Origin of the sequence: Parabacteroides distasonis ATCC 8503 (genome assembly GCF_000012845.1) — a bacterium.
GTDB lineage: Bacteria > Bacteroidota > Bacteroidia > Bacteroidales > Tannerellaceae > Parabacteroides > Parabacteroides distasonis.
The window spans coordinates 3,380,955-3,407,500 of the sequence record NC_009615.1 but is presented as its reverse complement, the minus strand read 5'-3'; the positions used below and the strand labels follow the sequence as shown (position 1 = coordinate 3,407,500).

Sequence of the window (26,546 nt, the reverse complement as noted above, 5' to 3'; positions counted from 1 at the left end):
TGCGCAAGAATTATAACAATCAGTATGGAAACATTTTATTTGTTCTTGGTCATATTTTTGTTTGTATTGGCCATCGTAGATTTATCGGTCGGTGTTAGTAATGACGCCGTGAATTTCTTGAATTCAGCTATCGGCGCAAGAGCCGCATCCTTTAAAGTTATTATCGCTATCGCTGCCGTGGGAGTCTTTGTTGGTGCGGCGTTATCCAATGGTATGATGGATATTGCCCGGCATGGTATTTATCAACCCCAGCATTTTTATTTCTCGGAGATCATGTGTATCCTTGCGGCCGTTATGCTTACGGATGTGGTGTTACTGGATATTTTTAACTCGTTAGGTATGCCGACCTCGACAACGGTTTCCATGGTGTTTGAGTTGGTGGGTGGAACGGTAGCGATTGCCTTGGTAAAGATCGCTAGTTCTTCAGGCGCTTTGCAATTGGGGGATCTGCTGAATACAGAGAAGGCTTTTACCGTGATTCTGGGTATCTTTCTTTCTGTGGCGATCGCTTTTTTCTTTGGTGTGATCGTGCAGTATCTGTCCCGGATATTGTTCTCATTTAATTATAAGAAAAGTTCTAAATATTTTATTGGTCTGTTCGGAGGTTTAGCGGCCACTTCCATCATTTACTTTATGCTGATAAAGGGACTGAAGACAAGTTCTTTTATGACGGGTGAGTTCAAGGATATGGTGTATGCCAATACGGGGATGATCGTTTTGGGATGTATGGTATTTTTTACGATCTTGATGCAGGTATTGCATTGGTTGAAGGTGAATGTATTCAAGGTGGTCATTTTGATGGGTACGTTTGCCTTGGCGTTGGCTTTTGCCGGGAATGACTTGGTGAACTTTATCGGAGTCCCCTTGGCTGGCTATTCCTCTTATATGGACTTGATGGCGCAGGGAGGGACCACTACCACGGATACATTTTTGATGACCTCCTTGTTGGGACCGGCCCAGACACCTTGGTATTTCTTGGTGGGGTCCGGGATCGTGATGGTAATCGCCTTGGCTACCTCCAAAAAGGCTCAGAACGTGGTGAAGACTTCCTTGGATCTGTCTCGTCAATCGGATGGAGAGGAGTCTTTCGGTACATCGCCTGTCGCACGGGTATTGGTACGGAATTGCAGTAATATATCCGCTACGATATTAAGTATCGTGCCCACTCCGGTTAAGAACTGGATTGATAGCCGTTTCAACCAAAGCGAGATGATCATGGATGACAAGGCTAGCTTCGACTTGGTACGTGCCTCGGTGAACGTGGTTTTGTCCGGATTGCTGATCGCTTTGGGAACCTCCTTGAAATTGCCTTTATCTACGACGTATGTGGCTTTCATGGTCGCTATGGGTACTTCGTTGGCAGACCGTGCTTGGGGGCGTGAGAGCGCCGTATATCGCATCACAGGCGTATTGTCCGTGATAGGTGGTTGGTTCATTACGGCAGGGGCTGCTTTTACGATCTGTTTCATCGTCGCTCTTTTGATTTATTGGGGAGGTATTCCAGCTTTGGTCGCTATGATTGGTTTGGCGATCTATTCGTTGGTTCGTAGCCACTTCGCTTATAAGGCTAAATTGCGGAAAGAGGCATTGAAGGAGGAGGTGAATTCTACGGTGTCTAAACTTCGTAAGGCTACGGATACCCGTGAGGCTTTGGCCCTGTTCCGCGAGCATAGCCGTGAGGAATTACAATCCGATCTGGATTTTACGGCGGAAGTATTCGGTAAGGCGGTAAATGGATTCATGAATGAGAACCTCCGTGAGTTGCGCAAGGTCTTGACTGCCGTGGAGGAGAAGAAGATTCATTTGAAGCAAGTGAAACGTGTCGGTACGCTTGGCGTTACCCAATTGGATCACGATATCGCCGTGGAGAAGGGGCTTTATTATTATCAAGGAAATGACTTCGCCAGCGAGATCATATTCAGTATCCGTCGCTTGGCCGAGCCGCTGAAAGATCATATCGATAATAATTTCAGCCCGTTGAGTCCGGTACAGAAAGATGATTTTGGTAAGGTATCTGAACAAATCATCTCCTTCTTGAGAAATTGCGCTACTATGATCCGTAAAAACGATTATATTGGTTTTGAGGAGCTGATCGCTGAGTCGATTACCTTGATGAACCAACTTACCGCCTTGAAGAAAGGGGAGTTGAAGCGTATCCAAGGGCAGTCCGGCAGCACGAAGGTGAGCATGGTTTATTTGAACATGGTACAAGAGGCCCAAAACGTGGTTTCTTTTACGGCGAACCTTTTGAAGGTGAGTAGGAAGTTCCAGAAGGAATAATCAGTCTCTATTATATTGGGATGATGGGAGACGGGGCATGCCCCGTCTCTACTGGTTTATAGGGTTAGCATCTTCTTTTCTTTGACTAAATCACTCTCGTCCATCCGCAGGGATGGGACTGTACACATCTTGATAAAATCTCCTGTCTGGCAAGTATAATCATAGTAGACCTGTTGTTCCGGGGTAAAATCTTCTTTATCGATCAGTCCGCTTTTCCGGCTCATGAATTCATCGATCTCCGTGCTTTCTGATTCCTTGATAAGAAGGATTCGGCGGGCGATCGGGTTACGATTATAATCTTGCCCGATGTATAATCCTCGTAATTGGCGAGGATTCTTGAAAAATGGTATTTGCAGGTATATCGTTACCATCGTGAATTGGGGCGCTTGGTTCTCGTTCAGCATGCAATGGAAATTCTGAGGATCGGGCATGATCCCGAATCCCCATTGAGCCTCTCCATAAGCGCTGATCCGCCCTACACGGACTTGATTATCCGAGGGGGAGAGTAGGAAGGGTTCCATCTTGAGGCAGTCCGAGGAGGAAGAAAGGCTGTAACTGGTATAGATTCCTTTGAAAGCCTCTATTTTAGAGGCGGAGAGCCGTGTCTCCTCCATCAATTGCTTGGCGAAAGGATTATCTTTTAGGCTATCCGGTTCGGCGAGCTCCATCTGGTCTAGGCGAAGGATCATCTCCTCTATATGGGAAAGCAAACGTTTTTTCGACACGTTATTCACTAGGGCGAGCGCCGAGTCCAGTGCTTCTTCCGGCGGGTAACTCTTGATGCCCTCGAAATAATTCGGCAATACGGTCGTATATAGGGAGGACAATATGCTGGGAGCCATATCGATCCAGTTGGCTATCTCTTTCATCTTAACCCCATTGCTTCGTAGATATTCGATCTTTCGGTAGAATTCTTGAAGATTGTTCATGTGTTTATATTCTTGATTTACTTTACAAAATAAGAGGACATATGTTGCGTTTCCGTTTCATGAATGTTACATAAATATTTCTTTATAATTTATTGATTCCTAGTTGGGTATTAATAATATACATTCATGGGTTCAGTAATATGTCTGTAACATGGCGGCTGTACTTTTGCCTTCGAAAATAAAACGACAGAAGATTATGGACACTGCGATACAGAGCAATAAAACATCCCGGAAACGGATTTCCGATCTCCTTTTCATCCTATGGGCCGGAGGGGCCGCCTTGCTTTCTTATTCCTTGGTATATATGTTGCGTAAGCCGTATACGGCTGCCGCTTTCGAGGATCTGGAGGTATTCAATATGGACTATAAGGTGGCGGTCACGATCGTGCAGATCTTGGGATACGTGGTGTCGAAGTTCATGGGAATTAAGTTGATATCGGAGTTGCGGCGGGAAGAGCGTTTGCGGTTCATCTTGATGTCCGTGGTGATGGCGGAACTTTCGTTGGTATTCTTCGGGTTGCTCTCGGCTCCTTATAATATAGCGGCGATGTTCTTGAACGGGCTTTCGCTGGGGTGCATGTGGGGGATTATTTTCAGCTTTATAGAAGGACGTAGGATGACGGATGTCCTCGCTAGTTTGTTGGGCGTAAGTATGGTGATCAGTTCCGGTACAGCGAAGTCTGTCGGCTTGTACGTGATGGATATATGGCAGGTCAGCGAGTTCTGGATGCCGGCTTTGATCGGGGCGGTGGCATTGCCTTTGCTAGCCTTGTTGGGATATGCGCTAAACCGGCTTCCACAACCTACGGAGGAGGATATCGCCTTGAAGTCGGAGCGGGAGACCTTGAACGGGCGGCAGCGTTGGGAGCTTTTCAAGAACTTCATGCCTTTCTTGACGATGCTTTTCGTGGCGAATATAGCGATCGTGGTGTTACGGGATATCAAGGAGGACTTCTTGGTGAATATCATTGATATGTCCGGTTACTCGCCTTGGTTGTTCACGCAAATAGATAGCGTGGTGACCTTGACTATCTTGGCGATCTTTGGTTTGATGGTGCTCGTGAAAGATAATTTTAAGGCGCTTTCAGTCCTGTACGGTTTGATTATTACGGGCATGATGGTCATGGCGTTCGTGTCGTTTGGGCAGGAGCGGATGGGATTGAGTCCGGTGACATGGCTTTTCTTGCAGAGCCTCTGCCTGTATATGGCTTACTTAACCTTCCAGACGATTTTCTTCGATCGCTTCATCGCTTGTTTCAAGATACGGGGAAACGTCGGTTTCTTTATTGTCTTAACAGATTTTCTGGGGTACACGGGTACGATACTGGTATTGGTGCTAAAGGAATTCGTGGGTACGAGATTGGATTGGGCAGTATTTTATAACCAACTTGCCGGATATGTAGGGATCTTTTGCTGTGCCACTTTTGTCGCTTCCTTCGTATATTTGCGGCAACGCTATCGCAAGGAGACCGCTTTATGTGGCTGCGAGGAAATAGCAACTCTTGAGCCTACCGAAAACAATGTCCTTACGATCGCTTAAACAAGAAAATTATTAAATACGATACATACAGAATATGAAGAAGATTTCAGGTGTCATTATGGATTGGGCCGGTACGGCCGTGGATTATGGATGCTTCGCTCCGTTGAACGCTTTCCTCAAGGTATTCTCGGAAGAGAAAGGGATTGATATCACTTACCGGCAGGCCCGTGAGCCGATGGGTCTCTTGAAGATCGATCATATCAAGGCGATCTTGAGTATGCCGGAGGTGAACGAGAAGTTCCGTGCCTTGTATAAGAGGGACTGGAACAAGAGGGACGTGGATGAGATGTACACTAGTTTCGAGAAACATTTGTTCGCTTCCTTGAAGGATTTCACCACTCCGATACCGGGAGTCTTGGAGACGATGGCGATGCTTCGCGAGCAAGGTATAAAGATCGGCTCTACGACCGGGTACACGGCGAAGATGATGGAGATTGTCCGTCCCGGAGCCGAGGCCAAAGGATATAGGGTAGATAATCTGGTGACACCGAACGAGGTCCCGGCCGGTCGCCCCGCTCCGTATATGATCTATAAGAATATGATCGATTTGGCGATTCCTTCCGTAGATCAAGTGGTGAAGGTAGGAGATACGATCGCTGATATTAAGGAGGGCGTGAACGCCAAGGTATGGAGCGTCGGTATCGTGACCGGTAGCAACGAGATGGGCGTGAGCGAGGAGGAATATAACAGCCGTCCGGCGGAAGAATGGGAATCTCTGAAGAAAGAGGTGCGTGAGCGTATGTTGGCGGCGGGGGCTCATTTCGTCTTGGATACGATCGCCGAGCTGCCTGCTTGCATTGAGAAGATTAACAACAGGGATCAAGCCTGATAACCGAATAAAATAAAACAATCATATGAGAAACTATTTATTATTGACACCGGGTCCGTTGAGTACGTCGCAGACGGTACGTGAGGCCATGCTTCAGGATTGGTGTACGTGGGATAAGGATTATAACGAGGGTATCGTTACCCCGATCCGTAAAGGCTTGCTGGCGATAGCGGGACTGGACGGGGATGCGTACACCAGTGTCCTGCTGCAAGGTAGCGGAACGTATTGTGTGGAGGCTACGATCGGGGCCACCGTGCGTCCGGAGGATAAATTGTTGATCCTCGCTAATGGCGCTTATGGCAAACGTATGGCGCAGATCGCCGATTATTATCATATCAATTACGTACTGGTCTCTTTGCATGAGACGGAACTGGTAACCGGCGAGGTAGCCCGACGTGCCTTGGAGGAGCATCCCGGTATCACGCATCTCTCAATGGTACATAGCGAGACCACGACCGGTTTGTTGAATCCGATTGAGGAGGTAGCCGAGGTGATCAAGGGCCGGGGGATTACCTTTATCGTGGATGCGATGAGCAGCTTTGGCGGTGTCCCTATCGACGTGAAAGGTTTAGGTATCGACTTCTTGGTCAGTAGTGCGAACAAATGTATTCAAGGAGTTCCCGGCTTCGGCTTTATCCTCGCCCAAAAAGATAAATTGATGGCGACGAAGGGGAATGCCCGCTCGCTTTCCTTAGATATCTATGCCCAGTGGGAAGCGATGGAGAAAGGGGGAGGCAAATGGCGTTTCACGTCTCCGACGCACGTGGTTCACGCTTTCTACCAAGCGATGAAGGAATTGAACGAGGAAGGCGGTATCACGGCTCGTTATAAGAGATATCAAGAGAATCACCGAGTATTGGTGGAAGGTATGCGTGGATTGGGCTTTAAGACGTTACTGTCCGATAACGCGCAAGGACCTATTATCACTTCGTTCTTATATCCCTCTGCGGATTTCGATTTCGCCTCGTTCTACGTGCGGCTAAAGGAGAAAGGCTTCGTGATCTATCCGGGTAAGATCTCGGATGCGGATACATTCCGTATCGGTAATATCGGAGATATCTTCCCGAAAGATATGGAAGCCTTGATACAAGCGATTAAAGAGATCCGGTAATCGATGCCCGTAACGTAACGAGTCCTTCGGGGCCCATATTGAACAGCAAATCAGCAATACTCAGATTGGGGAGGAATCCGAATTTCTCCCGGAATACTTGATAATAAGGTTCCGGGCGGAAGGCGGGATCTTCCCCTTCGTGTTTCGGGCGGATCGTTTCCCGGAAATCGTTGGCTACCTCCGGTTCATAATGCTCGGTGTAGACGACTGCGGGTTGCATATCCAACAGGTCACAGACCAGACGGCGCAATTCCTCGTTGAAGTCGAGGAGGAACTCGTATTTCTTTTCGTAGAAAGGAGCGAGGTCATCGGCATAATACTCGAAAAACGGACTCATATTGTAGGCCGACACCAAGGCGTTCCAGTGTAGGTGCCGCCAGTTTCCGTGGTCGGAGATACGGATGTCCTTGGTCTGGCATTTCAAGGTATCCGGCTTGACGATGGGGATGGATAGGGAGAGCGGGCCGTTCGCGGCGGCGATGACGCAGCGGTTACGATAGGTTTGCTTCACGTAATTCTCGGCGGTCTCGATACGGACTTCCGGGTATTGGAGCATCTTGCAATATTGTTGTATGGGGCCTAGATAGGCGGTCGCTATATATACAGGTCGCATGATTAATGAACGGGTTTAAAGATTCGTTGTTTGTCGGGGCTGTACCAGCAGAGCCAAGCGTTGCCGACGATATGGTCGGCCGGTATGAAACCGAGATGGCGGGAATCTACCGCCTCGTTGGTATTATCGGACAGTACCCAATAGTAGTCTTGTCGGAAAAAGAAGAAATTAGTCTCCCGCCCGTCCAGATATAACTTTCCGTCGCGGAAGGAAGCCTTGCCATCCGTCTCCCGCAGGATGATCTCCTTGCAGGCGGTGAGCGAGGCTGCGTCCAGCGGGTAAGCCCGGTCTTTCCGGGGGACGATCAACATGTATTCTTGCATTTGTTCCCCGATAAAATGACGGTTTATGGCATCGGGCAATTCCTCCCTCAATTGATATTCCTCGAAAGCCGTGAGGCTGAGCATGCAGCCAAAACTTTCCTGCCTGAAATCCCTAAGTGGGATGTCCAACTTCTCTAACGTCTCCAAGAACGTCTCCTTGGCGCTCAGTGTTATGAAATAGGAGCTGAGGGAGCGGGGAGAGCGGGGGATTTTCTGCCCGTTTATCGTATATCCGTCCATGCTGACCCGGATCGTATCGCCCGGCATACCGATGCAGCGGCTGATGAATAAGGGAGCATCCGCTGAATCTCGAGAGAGCGGACTGGTAAAAAGCACGACCTTGCCCCGGACGGGCTTATTCTTCCCCGGTATTTTATTGACTAGGATATAATCCCCTTTATGCAAAGCCTCTTCCATAGAGTCCGTGGAGATGCGATAGGACTCTATGCAGAAAAGGCGTATGAGCATGACGATCCCCGAGGCTAGCGCGAAAGCTGCCAGCCATTTCATGAGAACTATCAGGAATCGTTGGATTGTCATAATACGAAGTTTTCACCTCTTAATCCGGATGAACCCAGCGGAACAGGCGGTTCCAACGGATACCACCGTCGAACAGGCTGCGATCCTTGTCCAAGGATAGCCAAACCAAGATCGGCTTGCCGACAATGTGATCCTCGGGTACGAAACCCCATGAGCGGCTATCTGCGCTATTATGGCGGTTATCGCCCATCATCCAGTAATAATCGTATTTAAACGTATAGGAAGTCTCGGGCTTGCCGTTGATGTAGACCTTGCCGTCCTTCACTTCCAAGGTGTTGTTCTCGTAATTCTTGATACAACGGCTGTACAACGCCAGATTACGTTCGTCCAACGGGATGGTAGCCCCTTTCTTCGGGATCCAAAGCGGCCCGAAGTTATCACGGGTCCAGCCAGTATTGTATCCGACCGGATAGGTAGGGCCGCCCAACGTCTCCGGCTCGATGATAACCTTCTTCACGGTAGGTAACTTCTCCGCTATCGCCAAGGCCTTTTTCGTGAGTGGCAGGCGATATACCGGGTTGTACTGTCCCTTCGCGTTAGGCGTAAAGCCTAGGTATGACAATAGGTTTTGGTAATAACCGCCGCTGGAGGCCAGCATACGGTCATCCTTGCTTACGTCCATCAAACGGAATTGCTCCTCTGTGATCGGGGAACCGTCTGTTTCGATGAAGTAGTTGAACTGCATATCTTTCGGGTTCTCGGCGGGTTTACCGTCTATGTACACTTGGTTGTCTATGAGTTGGAGCGTATCACCCGGCATACCGATACAACGTTTCACGTAATTCTCCCGTTTGTCGACCGGGCGGTACATTACCTCGCCGAACGTGGCCTTATCCAATAAGATACGTTCCCGTCCGTACTCCTCGACCAAGGAGTAGTAATCCGGGTTTTGCACTTTCACGGCGATCGTGTCGCCTGCGGGGAAGTTGAACACTACGATATCATTACGTTTCACGTGGCCCAAACCTTTCACCCGTTTGTAGCCCCATTCCGGCCAATCCAGATACGATTTGCAGTTAAAGATCGGCAACGTATTTTGTACCAACGGGAAGGAGATCGGAGTGTTCGGAATGCGAGGGCCGTAACTTAATTTGCTGACGAACAGGTAATCTCCTACCAGCAAGGATTTCTCTAGGGAAGAACTCGGTATCTGATAGTTCTGGAAGACGAACAAATTGATGAAATAAACGGCTACCAGTGCGAATACGATATCGTCCACCCATTCCAATACGTTGCGTACCGCCGGGTTCTTAGACCGTTTCCAAGCTCCCCAAGGGATGTAGTGCGTCAAGAATATATCGACTAGGACGATTAATCCCAGCAGTAACCATAAGTTTTGCATCCAGATAGCGAACAACGTGTATAATACGGCCGCTATACTAAACTTGATCCATTGTTTTTTCGTGAACTTCTTCATCTTTTAGCTAATACGTTTAGAATTTGAATAAGTCATTCATGCCTAGGAAACCTTTCTTTCCGGCGGTAAACTCTGCCGCTATTACGGCGCCTAGCGCAAATCCGGCACGGCTCTTGGCATCATGCTTGATACTGATCGTATCTACGTCCGACTCATACGTGATCTCGTGGATACCCGGAACCTCACCCTCACGGATGGCGTGGATCGGCAGGTCGGTCACGCTCTCGGCGTTCTCTAAGGTCCAGCGGTCTTTACGATCGATGTTTTCCAAGATACCTTCGGCCAACGTGATAGCCGTTCCACTGGGTGCGTCCAGCTTGTGGATATGGTGGACTTCCGTCATCTTAACGTCGTAGGAGGGGAAGTTGTTCATGATTTTCGCCAGATACTTATTCATGGCGAAGAAGATATTTACGCCGATGCTGAAGTTGGAGGCGTAGAAGAAGGTTTTGCCCTCTTTCTCGCATTTCTCCTTGATCTCGCCGATACGGTCCAGCCATCCGGTAGTACCCGATACGACCGGCACGCCTACCTCGAAACATTTCATATAGTTATTGAAAGCGGTAGCCGGGGTAGTAAACTCAATCGCCGCGTCGGCGCTCTTGAACGCTTCTGAATATATATCCTCAGCGTTATTGATATCTATGATGGAAACAATTTGATGTCCTCTTTGGATGGCGATCTGCTCGATCGTTTTGCCCATTTTCCCGTAACCTATAAGTGCAATTTTCATACTTTAATTCAATTAATGTCGCAAATATACAGAAAATGAATTACATTTGAATCCAAAATCTTAACTCTGAAAGAATATGGAACGTTTATTACACTATGTTTGGAAATACAAACTCTATGCGAGTACTCCATTGACTACCACCGAGGGGCTTCCTATCGCTGTTATCGATCCCGGAATACAAAACACCGACGCCGGTCCCGACTTCTTCAACGCCAAGGTAAAAATCGACGGCACGGTATGGGCGGGAAGCGTGGAGATCCACGAAAAAGCTTCCGATTGGTTGCTGCATCATCATGATTCAGATAAGGCATATGACTCCGTTATCTTGCATGTAACGGGTGTGAATGACGCATCTATCTGCCGGATGAACGGTGAGCCTATTCCTCAATTGATATTATCCGTTCCGGAACCTGTCCGGAAAAATATCGATTGGTTATTGGTAAGAGAGGTGCCCGTCCCCTGCCTCGAGCGGATTCAAGATGTGGACTCCGTACATCTGGCCTCATGGATGGATGCCTTGCTCGGTGAGCGGCTGGAACGAAAGACAGAGGATATATACCGTCTGTTGGATCAGTATCAAGAGGATTGGAACGAGGTGTTCTATATCCTATTAACCCGTAGTTTCGGCTTTGGCGTGAATAGCGACGCTTTCGAGTGGTTGGCGAAAAGCCTCCCCCTGCGATATATCCAAAAGCAAAGGGCTAGCGAGTCGCAAGTAGAGGCGATGCTTTTCGGACAAGCGGGTATGCTCTCGGAAGAGGGCTCCTGCCATTACTACCGTCTGCTGAGGCGGGAATATGAGTTTCTCCGCCATAAGTTCGGGCTCAAGCCTTTGGATGACTCCTTGTTCAAAAGCCTCCGTATCCGTCCGACCAACTTCCCGCATGTGAAGTTGGCGCAACTGGCCGCTATCTGGCATCGGTACGATACGTTATTCTCGATGATCCTGTCCGCTTCTTCTCCTAAAGAGATCAAGGATTATTTCCGTATCCAACCCTCGGATTATTGGAAGAATCATTATCATTTCCAATACGCCTCGGTGGAAAAAGATAAAATGATCGGGGAGAATGCCTTGAATATCCTGTTAATAAATACGGTAGTCCCTCTGCTATTCGCTTACGGCGGTCGAAATAAACTTCCTGAGTATTGCCTGCGTGCGACCCGCCTCTTGGAGAGTATCCCGCCGGAACGCAATCATATCGTAACCGCTTTCGCTCGATCCGGTATCGAAGTCCATAACGCTGGTGATACGCAATCACTCATCCAGTTAAAACGAGAATATTGCGAGAAGCGAAAGTGTTTGTATTGCCGGATTGGGTTCAGGTTGCTGAAACGGAGTGTTAATCCTCCTCCTTGATGGGGGCATGTATGTATTTGCCGTCTTTGTGGTTGTTAGTAATATAATTATATATAAGTCTTCCTGCCGGGAGAAAAATATATACCAAGTGGTATGCTTACTGCTTTTCCTTTTAAAAAAGGTATATTGTAAATTCTGCCCGTATCTGCTGAAATAGACTTGAGCGTAGGGGGTAAGATGATAATGTGGCGCATAGGGGATCGTTTTTACGAAGTCAATGATATCATCTACGATGTTTTCTCCATGTTCTATGTATGAGACGTAATCTTTCTCAAGTAAGGTTTGGGCTAAAACATCTAAAAAATCGTAAACTTCAGGGAGTAAGGCTACTTTATTGGTTTACTTCATGGCTATGTTTTTGATTGAATAATTCTCTTAATCGTATTTTCGCTTCTTTCCGGAATGTCTCCGGGTCGAGTGCTCTTTCCCAATCCTTGTCAAATTGAGTTTGTCCGATAACTCCTAGCTGTTTCAATATAGGATTGATCATATCCCCATATTTCTTTAAGTCGATACGGACGTAGCTGTTGTTCCCTGCCGCATCTTTCTCCAATTCGATACCTGATACTTCTGACATAGTCGTTGTATTTATTTGGTTATATTCCTATTAGATGCAAAGATACTGTTTTATATAAATGCCCGCTTCATTTTTAGTGATTTATTTTACAATAAGTTCGATACGAATTGCCATTTTGTAAATGATTGATAACCAATTTCAGAAAAACACGTACATGTTTTTTGCGAAACACTATGGTGTTTTTTCGAAAACATGTACGTGTTTTCTGGAAAACAAGCTAATGTTTTTTCCTGTCTGAGTTGCGATGACATACTTTAAGAGAAAAAAATGACAATAAGGGCTTCTGTTTACTGTCTTACAAAAATTAGTTGATATGAAATCCGTGATGTGGGAATATCCGGACAATGCTTTATTTATAACATGATATGATTAAGAAAATCTCTCTTTATCTACTCAAATATCTTGGAATAGTTAAATATAAGACCTATATTTGTTGATAGGATTTAACCTATTGTTAATAAAGAAAGGACGGTGGAAGTAAACAAAAATTTTATCATGTTATTGGCATATTTATGCCTTAGTCATATACTGACGAATATTCGGGGATACGGAGTACTATATATGCTTGATATCTCTGAGGTTGGATCGGGAAGTTATCAGTTAACTGGTAAGGGCTTTGGGAGGCTATCTTTATGGAGTTATTGAAAGATAGTTTTTATATCGAATATTTATGAACGTGCAATATGGGATGGAGTATGAGTAAGAAGTATATACTGAGGAGTAAATGGTTTTTGTCTATGGCTGTTCTTTTATTATTTGCGACAGCCAATGCGCAGGAGATTACAAAGGAAAAGGAACCGGCTCGGTTTGGTATTGGTATCGCCTATGGTTTTAAAGATCGGGTGAAGGAGCTAATACATCCGATAGAGCTTACGGTACGGTATAATCTTTCAGAAAAGCATTCATTTTATGTGAATGTGCCGTTGGGATGGAAAAGTTGGAGAGACGATTATGCTTCTGTAGATCCCGTCATACGGGGTTACTATACTCATAAAATGCGATTGTATGGTTTGGGCATTGGATATGATTATTCCATTGTGTCGTATAAGAACTTAGATCTGTTTGCGGGTGGAGGATTGGAATACCAAAGATTCTATTTTCGATATCAGGAGGTTCAAGAAGGAAAGCCTTACCCTTTTCTGAGAGATAGATTCAATGATTATTCTTTATATCCCAAAGTGGGATTGAGATATACGTGGCGATTTGTAGGTGTTGAGTTTGATTATAGATGCTATTTCTCCGTGAGAGGGTTGGATCATTATTCCGAACAATTCTCAGAACTTCCTCGTGAAGTGGATTATGATACACATATCGATCATGCTTTTCGATGTGGAGTGTATTTTTTGTTTTAAACCTTTAAATTGATTTATTATGAAACGAACAAAGTTGTTTTTATCCATTTTGGTATGTTTTCTTTTGCTATTTGCGACATCCAATGCGCAGGAGATTACAAAGGAAAAGGAACCGGCTCGGTTTGGTATTGGTATCGCCTATGGTTTTAAAGATCGGGTGAAGGAGCTAATACATCCGATAGAGCTTACGGTACGGTATAATCTTTCAGAAAAGCATTCATTTTATGTGAATGTGCCGTTGGGATGGAAAAGTTGGAGAGACGATTATGCTTCTGTAGATCCCGTCATACGGGGTTACTATACTCATAAAATGCGATTGTATGGTTTGGGCATTGGATATGATTATTCCATTGTGTCGTATAAGAACTTAGATCTGTTTGCGGGTGGAGGGTTGGAATACCAGAGATTTTATAATCGATATCAGGAGGTTCAAGAAGGAGAGCCTTTCCCTTTTCAACGTGATAGATTCAATGATTATTCTTTATATCCCAAAGTGGGATTGAGATATACGTGGAAATTTGTAGGTGTTGAGTTTGATTATAGATGCTATTTCTCCGTGAGAGGGTTGGATAATTATTCCGAACAATTCTCAGAACTTCCTCGTGAAGTGGATTATGATACACATATCGATCATGCTTTTCGATGTGGAGTGTATTTTTTGTTTTAAACCTTTAAATTGATTTATTATGAAACGAATGAAATTGTTGTTATCCGTTTTGGTATGTTTTTTTCAGTATAGTTAGTGCGATGGCACAGCATCCAGTGTTAAAACCAGACAAAGACGTACCAGAGTTCGTTACTCCAAAAATGGGATATTATTATGTATTGGATGCAGGGAGTAATATTGCCCGAGTAAATTGGACTGTCTCGGGTGGGTCTTTTTCCCTTGGTTCATCCCAAACCTCAATCCCCGGTGGGAATTTCTATGGTATAACCGTATATTGGGATAATGTGAAGTCTACAAATGGTAGTACTCCTCAAGGGAAATTAACGGCTGAAGTTTATTATAGTTCGGGAGTTAGCGGAGTGCAGTCAGCCTCTTACACTCAAAAAATAAAAAGTTTGAATGGAGTAACTCCGCCTTCTCTTACTTCAAAAACTTCTACTAATTTAGACTATGGAGTTCAGAATATAACAGTTTTGCTTGGTCAAAAATTTTATTACCCGGGACAAACAACAACTGGAGATAAAAATCTGGTTACTAAATATGAGTAGACTTTACCTGAAGGATGGAAAAGTGGTACTCAAACAGGTGTATTTACTACTTCTTCTGAATCCATCAATATTACGACAAATAATGTCGGTACAGGAACAGTCAAGGTACGTGGTGTAAATCAAGGTGCTGAATTTGATAAAAGTGGGTATTCCTCTATATCTTTCACTCGTAAATTTGGCTTTACGGCTTATCCAACTTCTGTTCCTTTTGGAAAAACTCAGACTAATACATTTACCACTCAATTAGTGAAAGGAATGACTTATGAATGGAGTACGCCCTCCGGATGGAAAATCAATAATGGAGGAAATACGAAGGAAGGGTTGGAATAGAATAGCGTAAGTATCACCTCAAGTGTGTGCCCTACAGATGGAATAGTTAAGGTCCGGTTGAAGAAAAATGGTGAAGTATCTCAATGGTATAATTGTCCTTATAAAGGAATTTCAGATCCAGCGATAACTTCTACAGCTGCTTACCAATTTGAATATAGTACGTTAGCGTTGGATGTCGCTTCTTCTTCGTTAAGCAAGGCTACATGGTCCGGAACGGGTATATATGTGGCATCAGGGCAAGGAACAGCTGCCCCTAAAGTGATATTTACGAAGTCCGGATCTGTTACGGTGCAAGCTGTTGTTAGCTTGTCGGGTTGTTCCGGTGTGCGAACTATCTCTAAGACATTTACCGTATCACCTTTCCGTTATCTGATTTCTGGAGAATCCATGATTTGCTATAATGGTAATTATACGATTAGTAATGTAACTGTTCCTTCTGAGGTACAATTGACTTGGAGCTATACTAATGGCAAGCTAGAGATACAGGGAGGACAGAGTACGAAAACAGTATCTGTAGGGATAGCTCCGGGTAAGTTTGGAGATGAGTGGATACGCTTGACCGCTAGTTTAGGAGGACAAAGTGCTGCGGTATCTAAAGCGATTTATGCAGGATATCCAACAGTAACTAAAGTTACCGGACCTTCGAGTGTACGCCTAAATCAAGGGGGGAGTTTTATAGCGAATCCTCTTTATGATAATAGTGTTTGTGAGTGTAAATGGACCGTATCACCAAGTCAGGGAGCGAGCCAATCTCCTTCTCGTAATACAAATTATATAACATTCTCGATTCCGGGCAGTTATTATATAGCGTGTCGTGCTTATACTACTCAGTGTGGGGCGGCGGGCTCTGCGGCATCAACAACTGTATCCGTGCAAAGCTCTTATATGGTTTATTCTGATGGATCCAGTAAAATTGTGGATGTCATAGAAAATCAATTAGAGAATGACGAGTCATCTATTTTGTCTGATGTGGTTGTTTCAAATCAAGTCTCTTATCAGCTATATAATCAAGCGACAGGCCTATTAGTCGCTGAGGGGAAAATGGAACGAAGCGGGGGTACGCTTGATTTTAATCAAGTGAATTCCGGCATATATATTTTAAGGATACAAGTAAGCGATGCGATTTTTGAGGTTCATAGAGTAGCGTTCAAATAATTGAGATACTTGTAGAGCCCCTATCTCTTTTATTTAATAGGAGATAGGGGTTTTTTCATTTTAAGATAGATTAATTAGCGTATATATCCTTATCGTTCACGGGATTTTTCCCTATTTTTGTCCCTCAATTGAAATGAGAGTATTGAATGGAAGATAAATATGTGAGAAATAGTTTACGGTTCTTTATAGGGGTACTTCTGCTGGTCGTGCTGTATTCGTGCGCGAATATAGCCTCGCCGAACGGAGGGCCTTATGATGAGGCTCCGCCTAAGTTCGTAAGCAGTACGCCGTTGCCCGGCCAGATAAACTATAAGGGAAAGAAGGTGGAGATTATTTTTGATGAGTTGATCCAGATCGATAAGCCTACCGAGAACGTGATCATCACTCCACCCCAAATGGAGCAACCCGTTATCCGGGCGAACGGCCGGAAGGCGGTCATCGAGCTGATGGATACGTTGAAGGAGAATACGACCTATACGATAGACTTTACCAATTCGATCTCCGATAATAATGAGAAGAATGTATTGGAGAATTATTCCTTCGCGTTCTCTACCGGCGAATCCATTGATAGTATGGAGGTGTCCGGAGTTTTGCTGAACGCCGAGAATCTGGAGCCTATGCCGGGTATTACGATCGGCGTGCATACGAATCTGGAGGATTCCGCCTTTACGACGATCCCATTTGTCCGTACTTCCCGTACGAACGACAAGGGAGAGTTTACGATTCGTAATATGGCCCCCGGAACCTATCGGATCTATGCCTTGGAGGATGTGATGCGCTCCTACAAGTACAGCCAGCCCGGGCAGCAGATCGCTTTTTACGATTCCTTGATCGTCCCCGCGTTCGAGTTGACGACCCGTCAGGATACGATTTGGAAAGATAGCTTGACGATCGATACGGTGATGACAGTCGGTTATACCCATTTTATGCCGGACAATATCGAGTTGCGCCTGTTTAAGGAAAAAGTAGAGCGTCAATATATGTTGAAGCCGGAGCGTACGGATGAGAAAATACTAACCTTGCGTTTCAATACCTCCTTGGATACTATTCCGGTACCGGTTCCTTTGAATTTCACCCCGGCGGATAGCAATTGGTATTTCTTGCAGACAGCGGAGGAAGGAAAAGCCGTGCATTACTGGTTGACCGATTCTTTGATCTGGAAGCAAGATACGCTGCAAGTGGAGGTGAATTACCTGAAAAGCGATTCCATGAATATACTTCGTCCGCAGACCGATACGGTACAATTTACCATGCGTCGCCGTCCTGTGGAGAAGAAGAAAAAGAAAAAAGACGATGAGCCGGAACCCATCGAGTTTCTGGGAATGAACGTAAACGCTTCCGGTTCGATCAACCTGTATGATACGGTCGCTGTTACGTTTAGCGAACCGGTAGCGGGGTTAACGAAAGATCATTTCTATCTGGATCAGAAAGTGGATACGCTTTGGGAAGCCGTAGACTTCGATTTCTTTCCGGATACGACGAACTCTTTGAACTTCTTCATCAAGCGCCCGTGGAAGTATGGAGAGGAATACCGTTTGGAAGTAGACTCCGCCACGATATTCAGTGCCTATGGTAAATGGAACGATGTGTATAGCGGGGAATTCAAGATCAAGAAGGAAGATGAGTACGGGCATTTATATATCAATATTGAGGGAGCGGATACCACCGCTTTCGTGGAATTATTGAATAGCAGCGACCAGCCGATCCGTAAGGTGAAGGTAAAAGATGGCGGCGTGCTTTTCATGGACTTGAAACCGGATAAATATTATGCCCGTTTAGTATTAGACGTGAATGATAACGGTGTCTGGGATACCGGTAATTACGCCGATAAACGGCAGCCGGAACTTGTCTTCTATTGCCCGAAGATATTCAATATCATGCAGAACTGGCAAGTGGAGGAGACTTGGAATATCAAGGCTACACCGATGAAACGGCAGAAACCGATCGATATCACGAAGAATAAACCGAAAGAGCTAACGAAAAAGAAAAGAGATTACAAAAATGAGGGAACACAGTCTTCGTCCAATAGGAACAGCGGTGTGGGCGGCTTGCGCTTCTAAACTGTATATATGCGTTTTCTTTTTGTGTGTAGCGAGTCTTACGTCTTTGCGGGCACAAACGTTGCCGTTATCCCATGGGGAACGGGTGGATTACGATCTTTATTTCAAATGGGGGCTGATCATGTCGAAGGCCGGATTGGCTACCCTTTCCGTGAAAGAATCGGAATACCAAGGAGCGCCGTCATGGCATTATAACCTGTTGTTCCGCTCTGCCGGCGTGATCGAGAAAGTCTTCAGGATGCGTGATACGATGGATTGCCATTACTCAAAGGAGCCTCGGCTCTTGTTCAGCTCGAAGCGCACGAACGAGGGAGACTACTATCTGGTGGATAATCTCCAGTTTGAGTATCAAGGAAGCGGTAGGATCGATATCCACTCGCATCGCCATACATTAAAGGAGACGAAGATCGACACGATGCTAATGGCGAAAGGGCGTGTATTCGATATGCTGGGAGCTACGATGTATCTCCGTTCGCTGGATTGGCGGACGATGAGTTATGGTGCGGAGTTCCCTTTCATGATCGCTATCGGCCGGGAGCTCGTGAACGCTCGTTTCCGCTATACGGGACAACAGATCGTCGAGCATAAGGAGGCGAAATTCCGTACCCGTCATTTCTATATCGATATCTACGATGAGGCATTTTCCCAAGCCAAGGAAGCGGCGGAGGTTTGGATCGGTGATGACGAGAACCATATCCCGGTAAAGATCCGGGCGAAACTGAAGATCGGGGCGGCCGAGGTCTATTATAAAGACTCCTATAACCTGCGTGCCCCGCTTACTTGCCGTATCGTGGTGCAGAAGAAATGAAAGCTTTTTAGATAGGCTTGTGTTTCTCGCACCCAGCTCATCACGGAGCTGGGGCGAGAGCTTTTTATAGAATTTCTTTTTTAAACCAACGGAGTGAAGGGTAATTCCGTGTCTTTGCGGTAACCTGTACCATTAAAAGTCGCGATTAATTCTTCGGCTTCATTGGTGATACGGACTTCGCAATTCGCCAGTCTCTTATGGCTGAACGCTTCTTTCGCTTCCGCATATAAGTATCCCTTACTCTCCGCCTTAAAGAAATTGATGTTTGAGGTAATGGATAATGTCAGGCGTGCGTGGCTATTAGTCGCCGCGGCGAAAGCCAGATCCGCCAACGTGAAGATCGCCCCACCTTGACATACGCCTCCACCATTTAAATGTTCGGGCTTGATGAGCATACGCGCCTTGGCGTAACCGTTGCCCGTTTCTAATAATTCAACGCCCGCAAGCAAGGCGAATTTATCGCCTTGAAGAAATTCATGGATTGTCATAACCTCTTACTATTCGCTTGGTGGATTATTTGCTTAGTTTCCATTCCGCTCCATCCTTGGTATCCTTGATCTCGAATCCCATAGCGGTTAATTCGTTACGGATTTTATCGGAAGTTGCCCAGTCTTTGTTTGCCTTGGCTTGCTGGCGGATGGACAGCAATAAATCCACGGCTTTGCCAAACGCCTCGTAATGGTTGCCGCTGGCGGAAGCCTCGTCTTTCATGCCAAGGATATCGAACAAGAATAAATGGAATACCTCTTGTAACTCTTTCAAGTCTTCCTCGGACAGAGTAGCCTTACCGTCTTTTACGGAATTGATCGCACGGGTAGCGTCGAATAGATGAGAAATCACGATTGGTGAGTTCAAATCGTCATTCATGGCCTCGAAACATTTCTCACGAAGACCTTTCGTGTCTACGGTAGAGGTAGCGGACGGCTGCAACTTCATCAAATGTCCGTATGCCTCCATCAAGCGTGACAAGCCCTTCTCGGCAGCCTGTAAAGCCTCGTTGCTGAAATCGACCGTGCTACGGTAATGCGCTTGCAGGATGAAGAAACGGATGGTCATGGCGGAATACGCTTGTTGCAAGGAGGGATGATCACCCGTGAAGAATTGCTCCAGCGTGATGAAATTACCTAATGATTTACCCATCTTCTGCCCGTTGATGGTGATCATATTGTTGTGCATCCAATAATGAACCATATCATCTCCTTGGGAAGCCACGGCTTGTGCGATCTCGCATTCATGGTGCGGGAAGATCAAGTCCATGCCACCTCCGTGGATGTCGAAATGCTCCCCGAGGTATTTCTTGCCCATAGCGGTACATTCGCAGTGCCAACCGGGGAAGCCGTCGCTCCACGGAGACGGCCAACGCATGATATGCTCCGGCTGGGCGCATTTCCAAAGGGCGAAGTCGATGGCGTTATGCTTCTCGTCCTGCCCGTCCAACGCGCGGGTCGTATTCAACATATCCTCGATATTGCGACCCGAGAGGATGCCGTATTTATGATCTTTATTATATTTCTCTACGTCGAAATAGACGGAGCCTTGACTTTCGTAAGCGTAGCCGTTATCCAGAATCTTCTTGACTAACTCGATTTGTTCGATAATATGTCCGGAAGCGTGCGGCTCGATGCTGGGAGGAAGTACGTTCAGCGCATCCATCGCTTGATGATAACGATTGAGGTAATATTGAACCACTTCCATCGGCTCCAACTGTTCTAGCCGTGCCTTCTTGGCGATCTTATCCTCCCCATCATCGGCGTCGTGCTCCAGATGCCCTACATCCGTTATATTACGTACATAACGCACTTTATATCCTAGGTGGGTAAGGTAACGGAATAGCAAGTCGAACGTGATCGCCGGACGTGCGTGTCCCAAGTGGGCGTCACCATAAACCGTGGGGCCACATACGTACATACCTACATGCGGCTCGTGCAGGGGTATGAATTGCTCCTTCTTTCTCGTAAGCGTGTTGTAAATATTCAATGGATGTTCCATATTCTATTATATATTTAGGAATCGCGAACTTACATAAAATCCTTGGTATTATCAAGCTGATCGTGAATAGTCTGTAGTTTTCATAGGCATTCATTGACTCTTGATGACTTCCGACGGATTCTCATTGGCTGCCTTACATACCTGTTCACGTATCGTACCTAGAACCATGCTGGTAATGGTGATGAATATTCCCACCAACCACCAGATCTGGATTTGGATGCGATAGGCGTAGCCTTGCAACCAGTAGTTCATGACGAGATAGCTGATCGGGAAAGCGATGATTCCGGCGATGACAATTAATCGCATGTATTCCTTGAAGAACAAGAAAATGATCTCGGAGGCTTTCGAGCCTACTACTTTCCGGATAGCGATTTCTTTACGCCGCCGTTTCGTGGAGGCTGTAGCGACGGCGTAGATGCCGAACAAGGAGATTAGCAAACAGGCGAAAGCGAGGAACGAGAATATTTTCAGCCCGACGATCTCGGATTGGTTCAGTTGATCGTAAAGCGTTCCGATCGGGGTGATCCGGGTATCCGCTAATGTCGGGTCTATCTTGGGCAGTAGCTCCGTGATATGGTGGGCGATGTCTCCTTCCTCGCCCGGTATGACCCGGATATACAGATTATTCACCAGTCCACCCGAAGGAATGAATAGCATCGGATGGATACTTTCCCGGAAAGATAGCGCATGGAAATCGTTGACGACACCGACGATCTCGTATTCTTTGATCACGCTGAAATCTGACCACCACGGCATACGGATGATGCTGCCGACTGGGTCTTGTAAGCCCATGGCACGAACCGCCGACTCGTTGAGCACGACACTAAGTTCGTTGCCTTCTGTCCACCATCGGCCCATTAACATCTTTAGGTCGAAGGTCTCACCAAATCGGTGATCGGTTCCATAGAGGTGGAAGTCCACCTTTGTGTCCAGCGGTTTTCCCTCCCATTCCACATTCGTGAAGATCGCCATGGGATCGACATGATGTTGAGGCTTAAAGTTCGTGTCGGTGAAACTTTTGACCTGCGGCAGGGCACTTAACTCTTGCATCAACGTGGATTCTATTTTTCCGGATACGTCTACGAAGCCGGATAGTTGGATAAGGCCTTTTGGATCGAAACCTAAATCTTTTTGATTTACGAATCGCATTTGCTCCATGACAACCAGCGATGCTACGATGAACAGGATACTGATCATCAATTGTAAGGTCACGGCCATGCGGCGTAACAAAAGGGGTTTGACTGTCTCTTTGGGAACGAGCGAGGTGGTTGCCGTATGGCTGAACTGCCCGAAGAATACTAATCCTGCACATTGGAGGATGAGGAATGTACCTATACCTACCCCTGCGAAAAGAAACAGGAACCGGCCCATCTCCAAATCAATCTCTAGCCATCGGGCGAAAAGCGGCTTGACTTGGACTATGAAGATCAAGGCTACCAACAAGGATGCAAGTACGGAACAGCCTAACTCGACAGACATTTGTCCGATCAATTGCTTTCTCGTAGCGCCGTTGACCGTCCGTAAACGCCATTCCCGCACACGTTGCCGAAAGAGATCCATATAGGAATTCAAGAAATTGAAGAGGGCGGCAAACAATAATAAGGCACCAGATACGACAAACAAGCCGATGAAATTTAAGGTAAAAGGTGTATCTTCATTCAGATGATGCCGGATCTCACGGATGGGGAGTATTCTCAACTCGATCTCCTTGTTCACCCCGATACGTTCGGGTAGCTCTTTTAGTTGATTGGCGAAGGCTTTTGGGTCTGCGCTTGGATGGAGTTTCACGTATAAGTCCATCACGAAGAAGCTCCATTGTGCCTCCGGAGGTAACTGGGAGAAATGCTGTATCATGTTATGGTTGATGATTGCGTCGAACGGTAGATTGGTATGAGCCGGTGGATCTTTTACCACCGCCGTGACGATGTAGGGAGGTAAGGAGGCTCTCATCAAGGTGTGTATCGGTTGTCCGATCGCCTTTTCCGCGTCGCCAAATAGACGGACCGCCATGCTTTCGCTCAAGATCATGTTGTTTACGATTTGTAGCGGATGACTCATTTCTCCACAAACGAAAGATTGCGGGAATACCTCTAGGAACGTGCTGTCCGTATAAAGCATATTCATTTGGATATAAGGAGTCGCTTGGGTACGGCAGTTTTCGGTTGAAAGCATAAGCGTGGTGGAGGCTTCGATAGCTGGGACTTGCTCTCGTAGGCTATTCTCGATACCTTTCGAGGCTCCTTTGTTTACTTTCCCGGATTGTTTCTCTACGCTATAGACACGGTAGATGGATTCGGAATCCTTGTAGAAAGAATCGTAAGCGGTCTCATGATCCATCCAATAGAGTATGGGCACGAAACAGACGAGGGCGAAAGCCAACCCTAGGATACTGATGGAGGCGCTGACTTTATACTTCCAGATGTTTTTGAAGGCAATGACACAGTAATGTATTAACATGGCAATTCCGTTTTTTGATAATATCGCTGATGACTCAATTTCGCTGAATCCGATTCAAATATCATGCCATAAATGTAACGTATTAGAAAATAGAATCATAGAAAAATCTGTATTTCTTCATGTAGTGCGATAGCGTACATTTTTTGTGCGATAATGCACGTACAAGCTGTCTTTATTCCCTTTATCTTTGTCCGTATGGAAGAAAAAGGAAAGATATTGATCATCGACGATAATAAGGATGTGTTGTTCGCATTGAACTTACTGTTGGAGCCGTACATGCAAAAGGTGAAGGTAACGACACAACCGGCACGCATCGAGTATTTCATGCGGACGTTCCAACCGGACGTGGTCTTGCTGGATATGAATTTCCATCGGGATGCCGTGAGCGGGCAGGAGGGTTTTGAGTATTTGGGACAAATCTTGGAGATCGATCCGCAGGCGGTCGTGATCTTCATGACGGCCTATTCGGATATAGAGAAAGCGGTCAAGGCCATTAAGGTTGGCGCTACCGATTTCATCTCCAAGCCGTGGGAAACGGAGAAGTTGCTGGCTACCCTCTCGTCGGGCATTCGATTGAGCCATTCCCGTAAGGAGGTAGGACGTTTGCGAGAGCAAATGAAAGCCATGAAGGAGGACGACACATTGCCGGAATTGATCGGTGAGTCGCCGGCTATGCTGAAGGTAAAAGACACGATCTACAAACTTGTGGAGACCGACGCGAATATATTGATTACCGGTGAGAGCGGTACCGGAAAAGATCTGGTTGCCCGTTTGTTGAGGCATTACTCGCCCCGGCGTGACGATGCTTTCGTGACGATCGACTTGGGAAGTATCCCGGAACAATTATTTGAGAGTGAGTTGTTCGGCTATGAGAAAGGTGCCTTCACGGATGCCCGAAGATCCAAGCCGGGACGTATGGAGATGGCTTCCGGCGGTACGCTCTTTCTGGACGAGATCGGTAACCTGTCCTTGCCGATGCAATCTAAATTGCTGACAGCTATAGAGAAACGTCATATCACCCGTTTGGGAGCGGTGGAACCGATCTCGATCGATGTTCGTTTGATCTGCGCCACCAACGCCAATCTGCGTCAGCTGGTGGGCGAGGGGAGTTTCCGGCAAGACTTGCTCTATCGGATCAATACCATAGAGATAGCCATACCACCGCTGCGTGAGCGGGGAGAGGATATCTTGATGCTGGCCGATCATTTCCAGAGGCTGTATAGCCGGAAATACAAGAAAACGATCAAAGGGTTGAGCCGGGAGGCGGGGAGTAAGCTGATGAAATACCCTTGGCCCGGTAATGTCCGGGAGTTGCAGCATGTTTTGGAGCGAGCCGTGATCTTGAACGAGGGTACGGTGCTGAGACCGGATGATTTCCCTCTCTATACAGCCTCTTACGAGCGGAAGAAGGAGCTGGACCCTGATTTGAATCTAGAGCAAGCCGAGCGGAAAATCATCGAGCGAGCCTTGCGGCAAAGCAATGGTAATATGAGCTATGCCGCCGAGCTATTGGGTATCACCCGTTTTTCCTTGTATCGTAAAATAGAGAAGTTCGGCTTATGAGATCGTATGCGTTCACGGTCATCTCGCACATCCTAGGCATCGTCTTGTCTACGGGACTCCTGTTCTATTGCGTGCATGAGGAGATTATCTTTTGTCCTACTTTTTGCGGGATCGCGATCTTGTATTTCTCGATTCATCTTTATTTCATACAGATGCGGCAGGTGAAGTATTGGCGTTATGTGGTGGATTGCTTGCGGCAGCAAGACTTGATCCAGATCGTTCGTTCACCTTACGAGGATAAGGTGATGCGGGAGTTGGCGGACGATTTGTCCGCAGCCCTGCGATCCTTGCGTGGCCGATTGATGGACGAGGAGGTGAGGCGGCAGTATTTTGAGAGCCTGTTGAATAAGGTGGATACAGCCGTACTTGTTACCGACAAGGAAGGGGCTATTGAATGGAAGAACCGGACCGCCGACGCGTTGCTGGATACGAGGTGTCGGTTACCCAATGAGTTTTTGGAGGCTATCAAGGCGGGGAAGACGGTGGTGCGTTACGGAAAACCATCCGTTCCGCAAGATTGGGCGATCGATGCCACTCGTATCGACTTGCGAGGTTGCGAGCGTTGGATCGTCAGCTTGAAGAACATCCATTCTACCTTGGAGCGGAATGAGATGGAGGCTTGGCAGAAATTGATCCGTGTCTTGACGCACGAGATCATGAACTCCATCACACCCGTTATCTCGTTGTCCGAGACCTTGAGCAAACGTTGCAAAGCAGATCCGGATGATGTCCGGAATCGTTCGTATATCCAGCATGGGGTAAATGTCATCCATCGCCGGAGTAAAGGGTTGCTGGATTTCGTTGAGAATTACCGGAGATTGACCCGGATCGCCTCTCCGGTAAAGACCCGTATCTTAGTGAAAGATTTCTTTTCGGATTTAAGGCGTTTGTGCCCTGAGCCTTCTATCCGTTTCCGCTTGCCGGACGAGCCTCTGGAATGGTTCGCGGATCGGGCGCAGATGGAGCAGGTCTTCTTGAACTTAGTGAAGAATGCTTGTGAGGCTTGTGCGGAAAAGTCAAACCCTGAGATTATCGTGGCGGCTCAGCGGGAGGGAAACGAACTTGTCTTTACCGTGCGAGACAACGGTATCGGTGTCTTACCCGAGGTTATCGACCGGGTTTTTGTACCTTTCTTTACCACCAAGCCCTCCGGCTCGGGTATCGGTTTAAGCATCTGTAAGCAAATAATCACCTTGCATGGCGGCCATATCTCGGTAGAATCCGAGAATGGAAAGGGTAGCTGTTTCTTTTTGTACTTTAATTGATTATCAGCCTATTGCAGTTTTTCTAAATTTCTTATACGGAAAACTTTAGTTTCTTCAAGGAAAAACTTTCGTTTCTATATAGGGAAACAAAAGTTTCTTACTG

Annotated in this window: 23 protein-coding genes; 14 read left to right on the top strand and 9 right to left on the bottom strand. The window is 46.5% G+C overall.

Annotation, left to right across the window (positions count from 1 at the left end):
- Nucleotides 1-24: 24 nt before the first annotated feature.
- Nucleotides 25-2,280: an inorganic phosphate transporter gene (locus BDI_RS14270; protein ID WP_011967031.1), complete on the top strand. Its 2,256-nt coding sequence runs from the start codon at nucleotides 25-27 to the stop codon at nucleotides 2,278-2,280.
- Nucleotides 2,281-2,336: 56 nt separating this feature from the next.
- Here BDI_RS14270 and BDI_RS14265 read toward each other — a convergent pair whose 3' ends face one another.
- On the bottom strand, nucleotides 2,337-3,209 hold the full coding sequence (locus BDI_RS14265) for a hypothetical protein (protein WP_011967030.1): 873 nt from the start codon (nucleotides 3,207-3,209) through the stop codon (nucleotides 2,337-2,339).
- A 196-nt stretch (nucleotides 3,210-3,405) separates the two neighbouring features.
- Here BDI_RS14265 and BDI_RS14260 point away from each other — a divergent pair, with 196 nt between their 5' ends.
- The 3 genes from BDI_RS14260 to phnW are packed head-to-tail and all read left to right on the top strand — an operon-like array spanning nucleotide 3,406 to nucleotide 6,689.
- Nucleotides 3,406-4,749 (top strand): DUF5690 family protein, encoded by a 1,344-nt coding sequence (locus BDI_RS14260; protein ID WP_009018755.1) that lies wholly within the window; start codon nucleotides 3,406-3,408, stop codon nucleotides 4,747-4,749.
- A gap of 34 nt (nucleotides 4,750-4,783) precedes the next feature.
- Complete coding sequence (phnX, locus tag BDI_RS14255) at nucleotides 4,784-5,578, top strand: phosphonoacetaldehyde hydrolase (RefSeq protein ID WP_005860651.1); 795 nt, start codon at nucleotides 4,784-4,786, stop codon at nucleotides 5,576-5,578.
- Nucleotides 5,579-5,603: 25 nt separating this feature from the next.
- The gene (phnW, locus tag BDI_RS14250) at nucleotides 5,604-6,689 is read left to right on the top strand and encodes a 2-aminoethylphosphonate--pyruvate transaminase (RefSeq protein ID WP_005860653.1); all 1,086 of its coding nucleotides are present in this window, start codon (nucleotides 5,604-5,606) and stop codon (nucleotides 6,687-6,689) included.
- Here phnW and BDI_RS14245 read toward each other — a convergent pair.
- The 4 genes from BDI_RS14245 to dapB are packed head-to-tail and all read right to left on the bottom strand — an operon-like array spanning nucleotide 6,673 to nucleotide 10,315.
- On the bottom strand, nucleotides 6,673-7,302 hold the full coding sequence (locus BDI_RS14245; protein ID WP_011967029.1) for a WbqC family protein: 630 nt from the start codon (nucleotides 7,300-7,302) through the stop codon (nucleotides 6,673-6,675). The genes phnW and BDI_RS14245 overlap by 17 nt on opposite strands.
- A 2-nt stretch (nucleotides 7,303-7,304) precedes the next feature.
- A complete protein-coding gene (lepB, locus tag BDI_RS14240; RefSeq protein ID WP_005860657.1) occupies nucleotides 7,305-8,165 on the bottom strand; it encodes a signal peptidase I in 861 nt (286 codons plus the stop codon).
- 19 nt (nucleotides 8,166-8,184) lie between these two features.
- Nucleotides 8,185-9,582, bottom strand: coding sequence for a S26 family signal peptidase (locus BDI_RS14235; RefSeq protein ID WP_011967028.1), 1,398 nt, complete (start codon nucleotides 9,580-9,582; stop codon nucleotides 8,185-8,187).
- Nucleotides 9,583-9,598: 16 nt separating this feature from the next.
- On the bottom strand, nucleotides 9,599-10,315 hold the full coding sequence (gene dapB / locus BDI_RS14230; RefSeq protein ID WP_011967027.1) for a 4-hydroxy-tetrahydrodipicolinate reductase: 717 nt from the start codon (nucleotides 10,313-10,315) through the stop codon (nucleotides 9,599-9,601).
- A gap of 76 nt (nucleotides 10,316-10,391) precedes the next feature.
- Here dapB and BDI_RS14225 point away from each other — a divergent pair, with 76 nt between their 5' ends.
- The gene (locus tag BDI_RS14225; protein ID WP_011967026.1) at nucleotides 10,392-11,672 is read left to right on the top strand and encodes a DUF2851 family protein; all 1,281 of its coding nucleotides are present in this window, start codon (nucleotides 10,392-10,394) and stop codon (nucleotides 11,670-11,672) included.
- A gap of 331 nt (nucleotides 11,673-12,003) precedes the next feature.
- Here the strand turns inward: BDI_RS14225 and BDI_RS14220 are convergent, their stop codons facing one another.
- Nucleotides 12,004-12,249: a hypothetical protein gene (locus BDI_RS14220; RefSeq protein ID WP_005860665.1), complete on the bottom strand. Its 246-nt coding sequence runs from the start codon at nucleotides 12,247-12,249 to the stop codon at nucleotides 12,004-12,006.
- Between the two features lie 737 nt (nucleotides 12,250-12,986).
- Between BDI_RS14220 and BDI_RS14215 the strand changes: the two genes are divergently transcribed.
- The 7 genes from BDI_RS14215 (at nucleotide 12,987) to BDI_RS14190 (ending at nucleotide 19,169) form a co-directional block, all read left to right on the top strand.
- Nucleotides 12,987-13,601, top strand: a complete 615-nt coding sequence (locus BDI_RS14215) for a hypothetical protein (protein ID WP_041525686.1) — start codon at nucleotides 12,987-12,989, stop codon at nucleotides 13,599-13,601.
- Between the two features lie 19 nt (nucleotides 13,602-13,620).
- Nucleotides 13,621-14,268, top strand: a complete 648-nt coding sequence (locus BDI_RS14210) for a hypothetical protein (protein ID WP_009018745.1) — start codon at nucleotides 13,621-13,623, stop codon at nucleotides 14,266-14,268.
- A gap of 80 nt (nucleotides 14,269-14,348) precedes the next feature.
- Entirely contained in the window at nucleotides 14,349-14,816 is a 468-nt protein-coding gene (locus tag BDI_RS14205; protein ID WP_009276626.1) for a hypothetical protein, read from the top strand.
- Between the two features lie 255 nt (nucleotides 14,817-15,071).
- The gene (locus BDI_RS21265) at nucleotides 15,072-15,146 is read left to right on the top strand and encodes a hypothetical protein (protein WP_229038772.1); all 75 of its coding nucleotides are present in this window, start codon (nucleotides 15,072-15,074) and stop codon (nucleotides 15,144-15,146) included.
- Nucleotides 15,147-15,203: 57 nt separating this feature from the next.
- Nucleotides 15,204-16,301: a hypothetical protein gene (locus tag BDI_RS14200; RefSeq protein WP_011967024.1), complete on the top strand. Its 1,098-nt coding sequence runs from the start codon at nucleotides 15,204-15,206 to the stop codon at nucleotides 16,299-16,301.
- Between the two features lie 146 nt (nucleotides 16,302-16,447).
- The gene (locus BDI_RS14195; RefSeq protein WP_005860672.1) at nucleotides 16,448-18,361 is read left to right on the top strand and encodes an Ig-like domain-containing protein; all 1,914 of its coding nucleotides are present in this window, start codon (nucleotides 16,448-16,450) and stop codon (nucleotides 18,359-18,361) included.
- A complete protein-coding gene (locus BDI_RS14190; protein ID WP_005860674.1) occupies nucleotides 18,303-19,169 on the top strand; it encodes a DUF3108 domain-containing protein in 867 nt (288 codons plus the stop codon). The genes BDI_RS14195 and BDI_RS14190 overlap by 59 nt, the downstream gene beginning before the upstream one ends.
- A gap of 80 nt (nucleotides 19,170-19,249) precedes the next feature.
- Here BDI_RS14190 and BDI_RS14185 read toward each other — a convergent pair whose 3' ends face one another.
- From BDI_RS14185 to BDI_RS14175, 3 genes are all read right to left on the bottom strand, one after another.
- A complete protein-coding gene (locus BDI_RS14185; protein WP_005860676.1) occupies nucleotides 19,250-19,657 on the bottom strand; it encodes a PaaI family thioesterase in 408 nt (135 codons plus the stop codon).
- A gap of 25 nt (nucleotides 19,658-19,682) precedes the next feature.
- Nucleotides 19,683-21,158 (bottom strand): cysteine--tRNA ligase, encoded by a 1,476-nt coding sequence (gene cysS / locus BDI_RS14180; RefSeq protein ID WP_011967023.1) that lies wholly within the window; start codon nucleotides 21,156-21,158, stop codon nucleotides 19,683-19,685.
- Between the two features lie 90 nt (nucleotides 21,159-21,248).
- Nucleotides 21,249-23,615 (bottom strand): ABC transporter permease, encoded by a 2,367-nt coding sequence (locus BDI_RS14175; protein WP_011967022.1) that lies wholly within the window; start codon nucleotides 23,613-23,615, stop codon nucleotides 21,249-21,251.
- A 195-nt stretch (nucleotides 23,616-23,810) separates the two neighbouring features.
- Here BDI_RS14175 and BDI_RS14170 point away from each other — a divergent pair, with 195 nt between their 5' ends.
- Together BDI_RS14170 and BDI_RS14165 are read left to right on the top strand one after the other, a co-directional pair.
- A complete protein-coding gene (locus BDI_RS14170; RefSeq protein WP_011967021.1) occupies nucleotides 23,811-25,178 on the top strand; it encodes a sigma-54-dependent transcriptional regulator in 1,368 nt (455 codons plus the stop codon).
- Nucleotides 25,175-26,443 carry a sensor histidine kinase gene (locus tag BDI_RS14165; RefSeq protein WP_011967020.1) on the top strand — a complete coding sequence of 423 codons (1,269 nt, stop codon included), beginning with the start codon at nucleotides 25,175-25,177 and terminating at the stop codon, nucleotides 26,441-26,443. The genes BDI_RS14170 and BDI_RS14165 overlap by 4 nt, the downstream gene beginning before the upstream one ends.
- Nucleotides 26,444-26,546: the final 103 nt, after the last annotated feature.